Annotated in this window: 10 protein-coding genes and 1 pseudogene; 9 read left to right on the top strand and 2 right to left on the bottom strand. The window is 55.1% G+C overall.

Annotated elements, in window-relative coordinates:
* Nucleotides 1-416 precede the first annotated feature (416 nt).
* Together ACSAMW_RS17610 and ACSAMW_RS17605 are read left to right on the top strand one after the other, a co-directional pair.
* Complete coding sequence (locus tag ACSAMW_RS17610; protein WP_500591392.1) at nt 417-1,613, top strand: Arm DNA-binding domain-containing protein; 1,197 nt, start codon at nt 417-419, stop codon at nt 1,611-1,613.
* Nucleotides 1,555-2,055 carry an HNH endonuclease gene (locus ACSAMW_RS17605; protein ID WP_500591391.1) on the top strand — a complete coding sequence of 167 codons (501 nt, stop codon included), beginning with the start codon at nt 1,555-1,557 and terminating at the stop codon, nt 2,053-2,055. Before ACSAMW_RS17610 ends, ACSAMW_RS17605 begins: the two co-directional genes overlap by 59 nt.
* Before the next feature lie 92 nt (nt 2,056-2,147).
* Here the strand turns inward: ACSAMW_RS17605 and ACSAMW_RS17600 are convergent, their stop codons facing one another.
* Entirely contained in the window at nt 2,148-2,876 is a 729-nt protein-coding gene (locus ACSAMW_RS17600) for a hypothetical protein (protein WP_500591390.1), read from the bottom strand.
* A 199-nt stretch (nt 2,877-3,075) separates the two neighbouring features.
* Nucleotides 3,076-3,371, bottom strand: a pseudogene (locus tag ACSAMW_RS17595) (IS3 family transposase); the annotation flags it as partial.
* A 324-nt stretch (nt 3,372-3,695) separates the two neighbouring features.
* Here ACSAMW_RS17595 and ACSAMW_RS17590 point away from each other — a divergent pair.
* The 7 genes from ACSAMW_RS17590 to ACSAMW_RS17560 all read left to right on the top strand — a co-directional run bounded on the left by ACSAMW_RS17590 (nt 3,696) and on the right by ACSAMW_RS17560 (nt 15,674).
* A complete protein-coding gene (locus tag ACSAMW_RS17590) occupies nt 3,696-4,676 on the top strand; it encodes a nucleoid-associated protein (RefSeq protein WP_500591389.1) in 981 nt (326 codons plus the stop codon).
* Nucleotides 4,673-6,136 (top strand): hypothetical protein, encoded by a 1,464-nt coding sequence (locus ACSAMW_RS17585; protein ID WP_500591388.1) that lies wholly within the window; start codon nt 4,673-4,675, stop codon nt 6,134-6,136. Before ACSAMW_RS17590 ends, ACSAMW_RS17585 begins: the two co-directional genes overlap by 4 nt.
* Nucleotides 6,137-6,570: 434 nt before the next feature.
* The gene (hsdR, locus tag ACSAMW_RS17580; RefSeq protein WP_500591387.1) at nt 6,571-10,035 is read left to right on the top strand and encodes a type I restriction-modification system endonuclease; all 3,465 of its coding nucleotides are present in this window, start codon (nt 6,571-6,573) and stop codon (nt 10,033-10,035) included.
* Between the two features lie 96 nt (nt 10,036-10,131).
* Entirely contained in the window at nt 10,132-11,625 is a 1,494-nt protein-coding gene (locus ACSAMW_RS17575; RefSeq protein WP_500591386.1) for an RNA/DNA-binding domain-containing protein, read from the top strand.
* Between the two features lie 66 nt (nt 11,626-11,691).
* On the top strand, nt 11,692-13,242 hold the full coding sequence (locus ACSAMW_RS17570) for a class I SAM-dependent DNA methyltransferase (protein WP_500591385.1): 1,551 nt from the start codon (nt 11,692-11,694) through the stop codon (nt 13,240-13,242).
* A complete protein-coding gene (locus ACSAMW_RS17565) occupies nt 13,235-14,713 on the top strand; it encodes a restriction endonuclease subunit S (RefSeq protein WP_500591384.1) in 1,479 nt (492 codons plus the stop codon). The genes ACSAMW_RS17570 and ACSAMW_RS17565 overlap by 8 nt, the downstream gene beginning before the upstream one ends.
* Before the next feature lie 25 nt (nt 14,714-14,738).
* Nucleotides 14,739-15,674, top strand: coding sequence for a restriction endonuclease (locus ACSAMW_RS17560; RefSeq protein WP_500591383.1), 936 nt, complete (start codon nt 14,739-14,741; stop codon nt 15,672-15,674).
* The last annotated feature ends 127 nt before the right edge of the window (nt 15,675-15,801 follow it).

Here is a 15,801-nt window from a genome sequence, read left to right as displayed (position 1 = left end):
TGGCGGGACGCCCTGCACGTACGCACCATTCAGCCATTGAGTATCGGCTGCCATTCAGACGCAGCCATGGACCGCCCTTCCCTTTTTCAGAAACTGCTAGCTCTGTAAGCAACCCTGCTGCGATGCGAAACCACCTTTAGATACGTGCTTAGCATGTCAGCCAAATATGGGCTAGGCAGACGCCAGGTGCTGGCTGATCACTCCAACTGCCAGCGTGCCCTAGCGCTGTTTACATTCGAGGCGTAGCCAGGAGCAGCACCAATGCGCTACATGACCGTCAGGAAATTCGCCACTGAGTCTGGCTATACAGAGGACGCGATCCGCTCGAAGATCCGTGATGGTATCTGGCGGCTCGGTGAGATATGGAACAGGGCGCCGGATGGCCGGACCCTAATCGACGTAGAAGGGTATGAAAGATGGGTAGAGATGGGCGGGGAGTTCGGGCTGTCTCCGATACGAGTATCGAAATCACGTTCATGTATCGGGGCGTCCGGTGCCGGGAGCGTATCGCGCTCAAGCCCACCGCCACTAATCTGAAGAAGGCCGAGCAGCACAAGGCAGCGATCGAGCATGCAATTTCGCTTGGGGCCTTCGACTATGCGGTGACCTTCCCGCGATCCGCCCGGGCGGCGAAGTTTGCGCCGGAGGCCTCGCGGGAGACCGTAAATGGATTCCTGACTAGGTGGCTGGAGGGGAAGCAGAAGCACGTAGCCAGCAGCACGTTCGAAGGTTATCGCAAGATTGTCCAGCAGCGCCTGATACCTGCCCTGGGCGACCACATGCTGATCGACTTGAAACGCAAGACCGTGCGCGACTGGCTAGACACCCTGCAGATCGGCAACAAGACGCTGAGCAACATACAGAGCTGTCTCCGCTCCGCCCTCAGTGATGCTGCCGAGGAAGAGCTGATTGATATCAACCCGCTTGCCGGCTGGACGTACTCGAGGAAGGAGGCGCCGCCGAGGGAGGATGACGTCGATCCCTTCACCCCTGAAGAGCAGCAAGCGGTTCTAGGTGCCCTCTCCGGCCAGGCACGCAACATGATGCAGTTCGCGCTGTGGACAGGCCTGCGCACTAGCGAACTAGTGGCCCTGGACTGGGGCGATATCGACTGGCTGCGAGAAGAGGTGCTCGTATCCCGCGCAATGATCCAGGCAGCCCGAGGGAAGGCTGAGATGACCAAGACGGCAGCGGGGCGACGCAGTGTGAAGCTGCTGCGGCCAGCGACGGAAGCGTTGAAGGCTCAGAAAGCGCACACATTTTTGGCGGATGCAGAGGTTTTCCAGAACCCGCGCACGCTTGAGCGCTGGGCTAGAGACGGACCAATTCGTAAAACGATCTGGGTGCCAGCAATGAAAAAGGCTGGTGTCCGGTATCGCCGGCCATACCAAACGCGGCACACATACGCGTCAATGATGCTGTCGGCAGGCGAGCACCCTATGTGGGTGGCCAAGCAAATGGGGCATACCGACTGGCTAATGATTGGCCGTGTGTACGGACGCTGGATGCCTTCAGCGGACGTCAGTGCGGGCAATAAAGCAGAAGAGCTTTGGAGTGCAAAAACAGATGATGGAAATAAAGTTAAGGGGAGATCTGATCCTGCTGTTGGATGACCAGGATGCCTGGGCGGTAGAAAAGTACAGCTTGGTAGCGGACCGACGCGGCAGTACTTGGTACGTTCGGGCACAAGAAAAAGGAACCGGGGCAGCGCGGAAGCCGAAACACTATCTCCATCGACTTCTGATGGGCTTTCCCGAAGGAATGGACGTCGATCACCGAGATGGGAATGGTCTCAACAATCTCAGAAGCAATCTGCGTGTAGCCACTAGGACTCAAAACAGTCTGAACCGTGATCGCTCGTCGACCAACAGCTCTGGGTACAAGGGCGTTTTCTGGAATGCCCAGAGAGGCAAATGGTACGCCCGACTCACCGTCTGCGGTACCGGTAGAAAGCGCGGATACTTCATCACCCCTCAAGAAGCGGCCCATGCTTACGATCAGCTGGTTGCGACGCACGCCGCAGAGTTCGGACGGCTGAACGCCACTGGACGATGATCGCGCTGGTGTACGGGCGCTGGCTTCCTACCGCTGATAATGAAGCTGGAATGAAAGCTACAATGGCCTTTTCTTATGAAATAAGAGATCGGCTATTTAAGAGTATACCCGTCTAGATTAGACATTACTGCGAATCCCTTTTTATTTTCGGGAGACTCTATGCGAACCAAATAACTTCCACCAACCTTATCAATTAATAAACGTTTATCAAGCTCATCCTTGTCTGATATGAAGATGTTCTGAGATTTTTCCTGTTCGATTATCTTGCTTATTCTCATTGCAGCATAATATTGCGGCATAGCAAGTGAATCGAGAACAAAAAAGCCTATCACAAAAACACCCCAAGACCGTGATAGCCTTTTAGCCGGATAAAACCATGCGCGAGCAATTACTGCAAGACATATAGAAATCACGGAAATACTAACAGCAAAGACAGCATTATTTACGTAGCTCACAGGTAGCCATTTTACCCCATCAAAAAAATCCGTACCAGCTTGTCCGGCGGTATTAAAAGTCATAGGTGTAATGCCCATAGGAATAACAATTCTCTCCATCCACAAAAAAGCTTTTTCAGCATAAAATGAAAGATAAAGAAGCATAATAGTAAACATAGCTATGGAGAACATCATTACTAAACTATGTGACAATATATCAGACGGCTGAATAAGCGAGTTAACCCACGGCGCCTCTAGACGATGAAAAAAGTCTACCATTTCTATGAATCCCAAAAGATAAGCGTATGGCAGGCTTATAGCCATAATTACCGCCAGATCTCCAAATACAGGGCGAATTTGCTCCGTTTTACTAACCTTCATTGCCATGCGCACAGTAGATTCCTCGGCAAAATTATAACTTTATGACAGCTTTTCGGCAGAAGGCCAGAAATTTCTGGCTACAGTGATCGTCGCATCATCCATATGCATGAGGGGGTTAAGAGACTTGAGTAAAATACAAAAGGCCGTATCAAACAAGGCACACCTATGCTTGGTTTGTAGTGGTCAACTGATCCCGGACACTGAGTTAAGTTTTTTCCTCAAAGACCGAAGGCGCTAATCCGTCATTGAACTGATGCGATCGCCGCCAGTTGTACTGCTGCATGAGGCACCGACCGATGTCCTGCTTCGCCAGCGCAGCGCTCATGTAGCCCACCGTCGGTATCCATTAGTTTTCAAACTACGAAATAGCCGATCCATTGGCACATTGTCGTGACAGTTAACACGCCGACTCATGCTCTGTTTGAAACGATATCGCCACAGCCTCTGCCGGAGAATTCGGCTGCCGTATTGGCTGCCTTGGACTGAGTGGTAGCTGCATCCTTTACCTTCAGTGTGCCTTGGCACCGACTGCTTCCGGCTGATAGCTGCCCTCGCCCCACCTTATGCTGAGTAGCGCTCTGAAAGTGTAAACAATACCCGCCCAGGATCAATGTCAGGTGCTCAGCTACTCAAGTGACGCAAGGATGTCCGCTTACCAGGTCTCCATCACATGTGAGCAACCTACCTTGAAGAGGCATAGAGCTTGATTACTGGCTATACATACAGTATAGTGCTAGAGAACGGCCTTGGAAATGCGATCCAAAAGTGATTATATTCGTCCGATGTCATTGCGCTATGCCAGCGCGTGCGAGATGAGACGACACTTTGACCACACTGACCGCTGAACAAATCGCCAACCTGCAGATCAAGCACTTCATTTTTCACGTCGTCCATCATGGCGAGCAGGCCCCTGGACTTTTTGATGAGGTCTCGCTCGATGGGTTCGAAGACTTCTTCATCGAGCGCATAAAGGAAACACTTAGGGGAAACAAATTTGATTTTACAGCCGTGTCGCAAGTGCGGGCTACATTGAAAAAATGGGAGGCCAAAAAGCTGTCGTTCGTCGATATGTCGAAGGACCTAGCCCGGCATTTTCACGGTTTGGGCGACAAGCGCAACACGCCAGGCGTGCTCATTGTGATGCTGCTAACGTCTGGCGCACACACCTTTTATTCATTGGTCAAGTATGACTCTAGTCGCGTGGTGGCCTTTGCACGAAAAGGGGCGAAAGCGGTGCTGCAGGAGATCAACCAGAATTTCACGGACTCGCCCAAGGCGCTGCAGAAGTCCGCGTTGATCGACCTTTCCGAGCGAAGCCACAACATCGCTATTATCGACGTGCAAAAGCGTGCAGGCATCAGTGATATTTTTAAAAAATTTCTCGGCGTCGAGCGCTCCCGGGAAGAAGCCGAGCTGACAAAATCGCTACTAAAAGCGGTCAAACAGACCGTCAGCCAGCATGCTGAGACGCTGCCCAGCGCCTTGGGTTATAAGGCGGCGGATACGGTCCGTGCCATTGCCGAAAAGCAGAATGATTTCAATGAGACGGTTTTTTTTGACCAGTTTTTTGGCGCGTCAGGAGATGCAAAGGTCCGCGAAACCTTCACCGCACACTTGGAAAAAAACGGTTTGGGAGGTGAGGTATTTACCTATGTCCCTGATGCTCTCCCAGTTGGCGGGCTGACCCGGTTACGCACGCGTGAGGGAATTACAGTGCATATCGCAGCCGGCGCAGAGCAGTGGTATGACATCAATGAGGACGGCACTGAGATAATCATCCGCACTGAGCACCTCGACTACCTATGAGCATCAATGATGGGAGCCAGCTGCGGGATTTTTTTTCTCAGGAGTGGGCTGCGACGCAAGGGAAATTTTCCGAGACTCCAGAGCAGATTCGTGTGGACGGAGCGAATGGTTTGGTATCTGATTTTCTCGTCCAGGCGCGGGCACTCAAGCATTACCTTACGGAGCATGCGCTGGGCACTCTCGAGATTCATGGCCAGTTTCAGTCCAGCCCATTCAATCTCGCCGCTGTTGAACATACGGACATTGAGGATGAGCCCATCCGGGTGATCGTCAAGAAAAACTTGACGCCAGAGTGGCGCTATTTCTTGTCAGTCGCCGGGTTTGAGGGCTGGTTGGCGAAGCTTGGAGCTGATAAGAATCAACCTCCGCCACGGCAATGTGTCTGGATCGCGCAACCTGTGGAAACATTCTCCACCTACTTGTTTACGGTCAAGTCCTTTGGGGCCGACAGGGAGCTGCCCAATGTCGCAGTCCTCCCCGAAAAGCCCTGGAAGTTGGTACGTGATCTGACCCACAAGAAAACTCCTACTTCCCTGGCGCCCTGGCTGCTCTTAGGGGAACCACCCTTAGACCCGTGTGACGCCTATGATGCGTGGCGGATACAGGCAGCCAAGCAATTGGCATTTTGCTTGCCGGCCGAGGTGCGAGCAGGCGACGGTGAATTCGAGGCTTTGTTCAAGGGCGGCAGGACAATACCGCTAAAGATTGCAGATATCACCTATACGCTGACCGATTATGTGCTGTTTTCCGAGGCATGCCACTGGGTGTACGGCACGCCGCGCGAGGCCGAAACCAAATTCCTTCTGTTGAATAACCACATCGCGGTGAACTGGGAAATTGGGCAGACCTGGCCAGAAGGCGCGCGCAAGGTGCTCGAAAACAGCCTGATCGGCGCTAAGGAGGCCTTCGCATTCCATCTTTTGGATCAGAGCAAAGAAGCGGTCAAAGGCCTGGGTGACTTGCGTAAAGGCTTGCAGGAAGAGGTGGCGAAAACGCAGACGTCGTCACGAGATCTCATCTCAGCTGTATGGCGAGACTTCGCGATTGCGGGCGTACTGTTAGTGCTGAAAACACCAGGAATTGTGGGGTTGGAGACCAGTGTTATTCGCCCCATCTATCTGGCCACCGCTCTGCTGCTGTTGCTCAGTGTTTTGATGAGTGGCTGGTCGGCGTGCCGTTTCAATCATCTGGCAGACTTGAGCCGAAAGGATTGGCGCAACAAGCTTTATAGCTTTCTCTCAGATAGTGACTGGAAGAAATTGGTGGAGCACCAGATTCGCGCCGGACGCAGAGTTTTCTGGCGAACGTGGTTGATTTGCTTGCTGCTGTACATGTTGATTTCGATCTACTTGATTAATGCTGCAATCCCGGATTTGTACCCAACAATCAAGGAAATCTCGACGAACCTTGGATCTTTCTGGTTCAATGCGCTAGCCCAATCATCCATCTGGATTATGTGAAAATCGCGAAAGCTACGTATATTTTTGGAGCCAAGGATGCTTCGCGCCCGCGATATTCTGCATCGGTGTAGGCTCAAAGGCTTTCTTTAACTGCGCGCAGTCTACGCTTGCGAACGTTGCCAGCAACTCAGGGGCCGCGCTGCGTCGCTCAATGATGACACGGCTACCGCTTCGAACCCGACCTTGACCATGCCGGGTAAGCGCAGCACTGGCAATGCCAGTGTTGCAACCGGCAGCGCCTGTTGCGGTGTTCTGTGCGAACTCGACCTACCGCTGTCTCATCACATCTAAGCGTAATACCTAGACCTCGGCAAGTAGCTGATCACTGCGCACCACCGGCATTAGGTTATACCCGAGCCACCCTTCGTCTGGCATTATGCCGTTATAGCGCCGCAACTCTCGAGATGGCCGGCGACAAACTCAAGGGATGGAACATGGCAGAGAACAGCAACTTCGCCTTTTTCAAAGAGCACGATCCAGTGTTCTTCCAACTCGCCACTGCAGCCGAGCGCGTTTTTTCCAGCGACCCCAACACGACGCTGATCAAACTGCGCCAGTTGGGCGAAGCGCTCGCCCAAGATCTAGCGGTTAGAGCGGGCATCGAGTTCGACGCCACCACATCCCAAGCTGACTTGCTGTTCCGCCTGAGTCGTGAAATCCAGCTCGACGGCAATATCCGCAACCTGTTCCATACGCTGCGCGTCGAAGGCAACAAGGCCACCCACGAATTCCGAACCCAGCATCGCGGGGCCTTGGACGGGCTCAGAGTCGCCCGCGCCTTGGCGATCTGGTATCACCAGTCATTCGGCAAGGCAGGCAGCACTTTCAAACCTGGGCCTTTCATGGTTCCCGCAGATCCGAGCGAGCCTCTGCGTGAGCTACAGGGGCAGATCGAAAAGCTTCGCGCGGAGTTAGGTGACAGTCGCCAGCAATTGGAGAGCAACCAGCAATTAGCCGAACTGCTGGCGAAAGAAAAGCAAGCATATGCCAGCCTTGCCGGGCAGATGAACGAGGAGGCACGCGTCTACGAGCTGATTGCTCTGGAACGTGAAGCAGAACTATCCAAAGCGCGAGCCGATTTCGAAGCGCGGCAGACAGTGCTGCAGCAACAGCTTGAAAATCAGCCCCAAGCCGTCAAGCAGGTCACCAGCAAAACTCAGCAAGCAAGCAGCCAGTTTGACCTTAACGAAGACCTCACCCGTATTCTCATCGATCAACAATTGAACGATGCCGGCTGGGAGGCTGATTCGCTCGAGCTTACCTACGGTAAGGGCGCGCGGCCAGAGAAGGGCAAGAACAAGGCCATCGCCGAGTGGCCAACCAGCAAGCCTAAAGAGGATGCTGATTATGTACTGTTCGCCGGCCTTGTGCCTGTTGCCATCGTCGAAGCCAAACGCAAGCGCGTCAACATAGCGAACCGCATCCCTCAAGCAGAGCGCTATTCACGGCAACTGGTCATTACCAACGATTTCCAACTAGCCGGCCCTACTGCAGGCTGGCCAGACGGCCAAGGCGGTCATTTCAAGGTTCCGTTTGCCTTTGCCTGCAATGGCCGCCCCTTCATAAAGCAGCTCGCAGAGCTGTCTGGCATATGGTTTCGCGACCTGCGCAGCCCAGCCAACCTGCGCCGAGCACTGCAGGACTTCCACACGCCGAGTGGCCTACTCGACCTGCTCAAGCGCAGCCGCGAAGAAGCCGAGGCGGCGCTTCAAAAGGAAGGCTTCGCCTACCTCAAACTACGTAATTACCAAGAAAACGCCATACGTGCCGTCGAGCTGGCTCTGGCCGACAACCGCCGCAACTGCCTGCTGGCCATGGCGACCGGAACCGGTAAAACGCGCACTATCATTGGCTTGATGTACCGCCTGCTAAAGGCCGAGCGCTTTCGCCGCATTCTTTTCCTGGTCGATCGTAGCGCTTTGGGGGAACAGGCCATCGAAGCCTTCAATGAGGCGACGCTGGAACAGAACCACACGCTGGCGCAGATCTACGACATCAAAGAATTAGGTGACATGGCTGCCGAAGCTGAAACGCGGGTCCAGGTCGCCACTGTGCAGGCCATGGTCAAGCGCATCTTCCAGTCGGACACTCCGCCACCTATTGATGCCTTCGACTGCATCATCGTCGACGAGGCTCACCGCGGTTACACCCTCGACCAGGACATGACCAAGGGCGAGCTGGCGATACGCGACTTTAACCAGTACTTATCACAGTACCGCCGAGTGCTCGACTATTTCGACGCCTGCCGCATCGGGCTCACCGCCACACCGGCAAAGCACACCAGTGAAGTATTCGGTGCACCGATATTCACGTACAGCTACCGGGAAGCCGTGGCTGACGACTGGCTGATCGATCACGAGCCGCCGGTTCGTTACCAGACCCTGCTCAGCCAGAGAGGCATCCACTTTGCCAAAGGCGAGAAAGTCAACGTCGTTGATACCAGCAGTGGCGAAGTAGATGTTGCGGAGCTAGAAGACGAGCTCGACTTCGAGATCGAGTCCTTCAACCGCCGCGTGATTACACCTGGCTTCGATAAGGTCATTTGCGAGCAACTGGCGCAAGAGCTCGACCCGTCGGGCGACGAAAAGACGATGATCTTTTGTGTTAACCAAGCCCACGCCGAGCGAGTCAAAAACCTCCTCGACGAAGCCTTTAAAGACGTTCATGGCGAGGATTACAACCAAGCTGCTGTACAGATCATCACCGGGCAAAGTGACAAGGTTAAACAGCTGATTCGCCAGTACAAGAACGAGCGCTACCCGAGCATCGCCATTACAGTCGACTTGCTGACCACCGGTATCGATGTACCCCGAATCTGCCATTTGGTATTCATGCGCCGGGTTCGTTCACGCATCCTCTACGAACAAATGAAAGGGCGTGCAACTCGCCGCTGTGATGACATCGGCAAAACGGTATTCAAGATCTACGACCCAGTTGACCTGTACGCGGCTCTCGAGCCTGTCGATACGATGAAGCCGCTGGTGAAGGATCCGAGCATCAGCTTGGAACAACTGGTTGATGACCTGAATAACCCCGCAAGCTTTGATGCCCCGGGCAACCAGCCCGATACCAGCCATGCCCACGATGTGCTTGACCAGCTCAGCCAGCGGGTTATGCGTATTCTGCGCAAGGCTACCCATAAAGCCGAGCAAAAGCCGCTTCTCAAGGAAAAACTTGCTGAGCTAGAAACCACCTGGGGCGTGGCCCCCGATAAACTGCATCAGCATCTGCACCAACTCGGCCCGCAGCAAGCTGCCCAGTTCATCCAACAACATTCTCAATTGCTCAATCAGCTCGCTATGGTCAATACCCTATTGGGGTCACTGAACTACCCGGTGATCTCCCAGCATACGGACGCTTTGATGGTTCGTGAGCAGAGTTACGGCGATTACCAGAAGCCCGCCGACTATTTGGAAAGCTTCAACGACTTCATCAAGAACCAGTTGAACCAATCGGTGGCCCTTGGCGTAGTAGTCAACCGCCCACAAGACCTCACCCGCGAGCAACTGCGCGAGGTACGCCTGCTGCTCGACGGCCACGGATACAGCGAGGTGAACTTGCAGAGCGCCTGGCGTAACCAAACCAACCAAGAAATTGCGGCCAGCATTGTCGGTTTTATCCGGCGCGCAGCCCTTGGGGAAGCCTTGCTGCCATTCGAGCAGCGCGTTGCCAAGGCGATGGTGGCGATCTACAGCCTGCACCCTTGGACGCCTGTCCAGCGTAAGTGGCTGGACCGCCTGGCCAAGCAACTGGTTCACGAGGTCGTTATTGACGAAAAACAGATTGGCGAAGCGTTCAGAAGCGATGGCGGTAGCACTCGGCTAGACAAGATGCTCGGTGGCAACCTCACCGTGGTATTGGAGGCCCTGAATGACAACCTGTGGGCTCAAACGGGGTGAGGCCAACCACGCGCGCTAAGTTAGCCACGGGGCTCGTCTATAAGGGATAATCCCCCCGCTATACACTCAGTTGCCCGCGATACTTAGAGACGCTTCATGACTCTTGCCGAGCTTCATCAAACCCTTGCCCGAGGTGAGGACAGTCGCCATCAGTTCAAGCGCGACTTCACCAATATCGATGCTTTGGCAGCCGAGTTGGTAGCGTTTGCCAACACGTCCGGTGGCTATCTGCTGATCGGTGTAGACGACTCTGGCGCGGTTAGCGGGCTGAGCAGCGACGATATATCACGGCTTAATCAGTTGCTCTCGAATGCGGCGTCGCAGAATGTTCGCCCGGCGATTAATCCGCTGACCAGCAATCTCCATACCGAGCAAGGGCTGGTCATGGTGGTGAGTGTCGAGCAGGGGCTGAACAAGCCTTATGTTGATAGCCAAGGACGCATTTGGGTGAAAAGCGGTGCCGATAAGCGCCGGGTCACCGCCCGTGAAGAGCTGCAACGCTTATTTCAACAGGCAGGCCTGGTGTGCGCCGATGCTGTACCGGTCAGGGGTAGCAGCGAGGCCGATATCGACATCAAAGCGCTTGGCGACTACTTCCAAAGGCGCTTTCGGCAAAGCCCCGAACAGACAGGTTTGGAAACCATCCGCATCTTGGAAAATCTTGGGCTCGCCAGTAACAACACACCCAATTTGGCTGGCCTGCTGCTGTTCGGCCAGGCCCCACAGCGGCTGCGCCCGGCGTTCGACATAAAAGCGGTTGCGTTTCCCGGAACAGTGCTACATGACCGTCATTACCTCGATAGTGAAGACATCGACGGTAACCTGCTGGAGCAATACCGACGCAGCCTTGCCTTCATCAAGCGCAACCTACGCCATGTGCAGCGCGGGCAGGGCTTCAATACCCTTGGGCAGTTGGAAGTGCCGGAGGAGGTGTTCGAGGAGTTGCTGGTGAATGCTCTGATCCACCGCGACTACTTCGTCAGCGCCTCCATCCGGATCATGATCTTCGCCGATCGCATCGAATTGATCAGCCCCGGGCACCTGCCTGACGTGCTCGATACCGAGAAAATTCGATTCGGCCTGTCCAACCGTCGTAATCCGACGCTCACCTCCCATGCAGTGCACATTCTCCCCTATCGCGGGTTAGGTACAGGCATCCCGCGTGCTATAGATGCCTGGCCAATGATCCGGCTTGAGGACGACCGGCAGAGTAATCAGTTCAAGGTGGTGATTCAGCGCGCTGTTGAAAGCGGGCCTCTTGAGGGCCTAAGCGGGGACCAAGTAGGGACTAAGTCGGGACCAAGTAGGGACCAAGTGGGGACTAAACCGGCGCTAGAAGGTATATCTTTGCAGCCAGAGCAGGTAACGCTGATACGCAGCATCACCAATGAACATACGGTGCCAGAGCTGATGGCTTTCGTTGGGCGGAACAACCGCACCAAGTTTCGCGATCAGGTTCTGGGCCCACTGCTGGCGCTTGGCGTGGTCGAGATGACCATTCCAGACAAGCCCAACAGCAGTAAACAACGCTATCGCCTGACTGCGGTCGGCAAGACGCTAAAAGCCAAACAACGCTCGTCAGACGACTGAGCCCAGACAACCACGTCTTTGGGCCAGCGCACTCTGGCGCTTTACACATTTCGCCAAAGGTACTTCATGACCAACTCCGATATCGTCCAGAAACTCTGGAACCTCTGCGACGTCCTGCGCGACGATGGCATCAACTACAGCGACTACGTCACCGAGCTCGTGCTTCTGCTGTTCATCAAGATGGAATACGAACAGGTGCAGAACAACGACAGCTTCGGCCACAAGCTGCCCGAAGGCGCGCGCTGGCCAGACCTGGCTGGCAAGTCCGGCGTTAACCTGCTCGATCACTACCGGCAGATGCTGCTGGACCTTGGCAAAAACCCTGACCCTCTGATCGCCGCCATCTACGCCGACGCCCAGACGCGCCTCAAGGAACCGCGCCACCTCGAGCATTTGATCACAAGCCTCGACGGCATCGACTGGTTCAGCGCCCGCCAAGACGGCCTCGGCGATCTTTATGAAGGCCTGCTGGAAAAGAACGCCAGCGAGACCAAGTCCGGCGCCGGCCAGTACTTCACCCCGCGCCCGCTGATCGACAGCATCATCCGCTGCATCAAGCCGCAGCCGGGCGAGACCGTCCAAGACCCGGCCGCCGGTACTGCGGGCTTTTTGATCGCTGCTGACGCCTATATCAAAAGTCAAACCGACGATTACTACGACCTCGACGCCAAAGCCCAGGCATTCCAGCGCAATCGTGCCTTTGTCGGTGTAGAACTGGTGCCCGGCACTCGCCGTCTGGCACTAATGAACACACTGCTGCATGGCATGGAAGGCGACGAAGAAGGCGTGGTGCACCTGGGCAACGCCCTAGGTCAGACCGGGGCCAACTTACCCAAGGTCGACGTCATCCTCTCCAACCCACCGTTCGGCACGGCCAAGGGTGGCGGTGGCCCGACTCGTGATGACCTCACCTACCGCACCAGTAACAAGCAGTTGGCCTTTCTCCAACACATCTACCGTGCCCTCAAGCCGGGCGGCCGCGCCGCCGTGGTGCTGCCGGACAACGTGCTGTTCGAGGCCGGCGTTGGCACCGACGTGCGTCGCGACCTGATGGACAAGTGCAACCTGCACACCATCCTGCGCCTGCCCACCGGTATTTTCTACGCACAGGGCGTGAAGACCAACGTGCTGTTTTTTCAGAAGGGCACCGTGGAAAACCCGCGGCAGGAGGAAGGTTGCACTAAGCGCGTTTGGATCTATGACCTGCGCAGTAATATGCCCAGTTTCGGCAAGCGCACGCCATTCGGCCCCACGCACCTCAAACCGTTCGAGGAAGCCTATGGCGACACGCCCGATGGAGAGAGCCCACGCGCAGAGAACGTTGAAGGTATCGGTGAAAACAGTCGTTTCCGCTGCTTTACCCGCGATTATATCCGCAACGAGCGTAGTGACTCGCTGGATATCAGTTGGCTAAAGGACGACAGCCGCCTGGATGCCGCCGACCTGCCCGCTCCAGAAGTCCTGGCCGGTGAGGCGATGGCTGAATTGACCGAAGCACTGCGTGAGCTGGAAGAGCTGATGAAGGCACTGGGGGCGGGGGATGAAGTGATGGCGCAGAGGCAATTGATGGCAGCAGTGATGGGGTTGGAAGTGGCTCAGGAGAATGGGGATGAGTGAGTTACCAGAAGGGTGGATTTCAACCACTCTGGGACAGGTTGTTAACTATGCAGATAACGAAACTGTTGACCCAACCGACATGCCGCCTGAGGCTTGGCTTCTAGAATTGGAAGACATCCAGCGCGACACGGGCAAAGTACTGGAATGGAAAACTGTGGGAGAGCGACTCCCAAAAAGCTCTAAGAATCGATTCCGTGCCGGGGACGTACTTTATGGAAAGCTGCGACCTTACCTTAATAAAGTTGTTAAAGCCGAGAAAAGCGGTTTTTGCTCTAGCGAAATAATCGCCATATCACCAGGCTTGCTCGACCCAAGCTATCTTTTTTTCTCGATACGATCTCCGAACTTTATTGATTATGTAAATGACGCATCTCATGGAATGCGGATGCCACGTCTTGGCACCCAGCAAGCCAAAGGCGCGCCGTTTAGATTACCGCCACTCAACGAACAAACCCGCATCGCCGCCAAGCTCGACGAACTACTGGCCCAGGTCGATACCCTGAAAACCCGTATCGACGGCATCCCTGCGCTGCTCAAACGCTTCCGCCAATCCGTCCTCGCCGCTGCAGTTTCCGGGCAGTTGACGGAAGAGTGGCGATCAAAAAATCTTGGGCCGCGCGAGACGGGAATCCAGCTGATGGCAGAAACAGCTGACCTCAAGAGCGATTGGTCTGAGAGCAATAAATCGCATAACGAAGTAGCGCGTGTAAAGAAACGTCTGTCTGAGTTCGCGAAAAAAAAATTGGAACAGACTGATCTTCCTGTCTCTTGGTGTTGGGCAGAACTCGAAGATGTATCACTTCTTATAGTTGACTGCCATAACAAAACTGCACCATATGAGAAAGAAGGTATCCCACTAATAAGAACAAGCAATATTCGCGATGGCAGTTTTCAATGGACAGACCTTCGCTATGTAAATGAAGAAACCTATAGATCTTGGTCTCGCCGCTGCGTTCCAGAGCCGGGAGACATTGTATTCACCAGAGAGGCCCCTATGGGCGAGGCGGCAATAATCCCAGAAGGTAAAATAATCTGCCTAGGTCAGCGGACCATGCTTATTAGATGTATTGAAAAATGCACCTCAACAGAGTTCGTTCTGCTAGCTCTTCGCGACCCGAAATTCAAGGCGCGTTCTGAGAAGCTTGCCGTCGGCACGGGAGTTAAGCATTACAGGGTCGGTGACGTAAGTGACCTATTGATCCCGGTTCCAACAAAGGCCGAGCAAACCGAAATTGTCCGCCGCGTCAAGCAGCTCTTCCTCCTCGCCGACCAACTCGAAGCCCGCGTCAAAGTAGCCCAGACGAGCATCGACCGCCTGACCCAAAGCATCCTAGCCAAGGCCTTCCGAGGCGAACTGGTGCCCCAGGACTCGAATGATGAACCGGCCAGCGTGCTGCTGGATCGCATCAAGGCACAACGCGCCATCGCGCCTAAGGCAAAGCGCGGTCGCCGAGCCGTTACGTTGAGCTAAGCCTTTACCAGGAATAGAAACAACCATGTCTGTCCCGACCTACGACCAGTTCATCGAGCCCGTCCTGCGTTTTCTCTCAGCCCATCCGGAAGGCGCCACTGCGGGCGAGGCCCACGAAGCGGCCGCCGTCACGCTTAGCCTAAGCGAGGCACAGCGGCAGGAGACCATCGCCTGCGGCCAGGCCACCTATAAGAATCGTTCAGGCTGGGCGCATGATCGGCTGAAGCGCGCCGGCTATTCCAGCAGCGCAAAGCGTGGCTACTGGCAGCTGACCGACACCGGCCGCGCATTCGCTCAGGCCAACCCTACCCCATTGAGCACAGAACTAGTCGAGCATCTAGCTGTGAACTTCATGAGCGTGAAGCTAAAGACAGCACCGGATGCCGCCTCGTTGGATGAAAACAGCGACACTTCGACGTCAATTGCCAAGACCGACCTCGCCACTAGCAGCCCGCAGGAGCGCTTAAACCAAGCCATCCTCGAGTTGCGCACCAGCGTCGCGGGCGACCTGCTAGACAATCTGTTGCAAGCGAGCCCGACGCGCTTCGAGCACATCGTTCTCGACGTCCTACACAGCTTGGGCTACGGAGCGAACCGTCAAGCGCTGCAGCAAGTCGGCGGTAGTGGCGACGGAGGCATTGACGGCGTGATCTCGCTCGACGCGCTGGGGCTGGAGAAGGTCTACGTGCAGGCCAAGCGCTGGCAGAGCACCGTGGGCCGCCCCGACCTGCAGGCGTTTTATGGCGCCCTGGCCGGGCAGAAGGCCAAACGCGGTGTATTCATCACCACTTCCGGCTACACCGTCCAGGCCGTTGACTTCGCTCGCTCGGTCGAGGGGCTGGTGCTGGTCGACGGTAAACGCTTGGTTAATCTGATGTTGGATCACGAGGTCGGTGTCAGCTCGCAGCTTTACAAGGTGCCTAGGCTCGACAGTGATTACTTTGACGAGTCGCTCGGCTGAGTTCAAAAAGCACCATTCCATCGAAAGCCAGATCAACCCGGCATTTTATCTGGTATTCCAAGCTATTTATCTGATTGATTTTTAGCCAACAAAAACAGACTGCTACGGCATATTTTCATCTCCCCCG

This window comes from Pseudomonas sp. AB39(2026), assembly GCF_059831485.1.
The sequence above is the reverse complement of the archived record's forward strand: the minus strand, read 5'-3'. Positions and strand labels throughout refer to the sequence as shown.

Coding starts and splice junctions, on each gene's coding strand:
- ACSAMW_RS17560 (WP_500591383.1), top strand. CDS start 14,739: ATGTCTGTCCCGACCTACGACCAGTTCATCGAGCCCGTCCTGCGTTTT.
- ACSAMW_RS17570 (WP_500591385.1), top strand. CDS start 11,692: ATGACCAACTCCGATATCGTCCAGAAACTCTGGAACCTCTGCGACGTC.
- ACSAMW_RS17600 (WP_500591390.1), bottom strand. CDS start 2,876: ATGGCAATGAAGGTTAGTAAAACGGAGCAAATTCGCCCTGTATTTGGA.
- ACSAMW_RS17575 (WP_500591386.1), top strand. CDS start 10,132: ATGACTCTTGCCGAGCTTCATCAAACCCTTGCCCGAGGTGAGGACAGT.
- ACSAMW_RS17610 (WP_500591392.1), top strand. CDS start 417: ATGGGTAGAGATGGGCGGGGAGTTCGGGCTGTCTCCGATACGAGTATC.
- ACSAMW_RS17585 (WP_500591388.1), top strand. CDS start 4,673: ATGAGCATCAATGATGGGAGCCAGCTGCGGGATTTTTTTTCTCAGGAG.
- hsdR (WP_500591387.1), top strand. CDS start 6,571: ATGGCAGAGAACAGCAACTTCGCCTTTTTCAAAGAGCACGATCCAGTG.
- ACSAMW_RS17565 (WP_500591384.1), top strand. CDS start 13,235: ATGAGTGAGTTACCAGAAGGGTGGATTTCAACCACTCTGGGACAGGTT.